1 protein-coding gene is annotated in these 543 nt (G+C 52.7%); it reads left to right on the top strand.

Annotation, left to right across the window (positions count from 1 at the left end):
- Positions 1-174: 174 nt before the first annotated feature.
- Positions 175-543, top strand: a 369-nt coding sequence (locus tag NW820_RS13450; RefSeq protein ID WP_414407781.1) for a GTPase, incomplete at its 3' end; no start/stop codon positions are given.

Here is a 543-nt window from a genome sequence, read left to right on the forward strand (position 1 = left end):
TTGTGAATAACTCTCAATAAGCCCGTTGTTGCAGATCCCTTTGGAGTGGGATCAGGGCGCAGACAGATTGGCTCTTGGCTAGGTCAGTCTCCGGTATCGGAAGAAACTTGGCAGTAGGATCCGCCCTGAACTACCTTTGTGGGGCTATCGGCCTTAGGGGAAGAAGCAAGAAGCATGTCTCAGAAAAGCCCATCCTTCTTAGAGAAACTGACTGACCTAACCCGCCAAATTGTTGACCGTGCCCGAGGCATCCCAGAAGCTTCTGAATCTCTCGAGAAGCCAGAAGCCTTTAAGTCTTTCTGGAATTCGGTGTCTCAGATACTACAGAAGGACCTCCTAGAGGCGCAGACAGAGTTGGGCCACTGCAACATCCTGGTCATTGGCAAAAGCGGGGTGGGCAAGAGCACCTTGGTCAATGCAGTGTTTAGAGATGAGCTGGCCCGTACCGGTGTTGGCAGCCCCGTCACCCGCCACATTCGTCAGTATTCCAAGCCAGGTTGCCCAATCACCATCTACGATACACCTGGCATGGAACTAGACGGT

The sequence above is a fragment of the Synechococcus sp. R55.7 genome, from assembly GCF_047461955.1.
Lineage (GTDB): Bacteria > Cyanobacteriota > Cyanobacteriia > Thermostichales > Thermostichaceae > Thermostichus.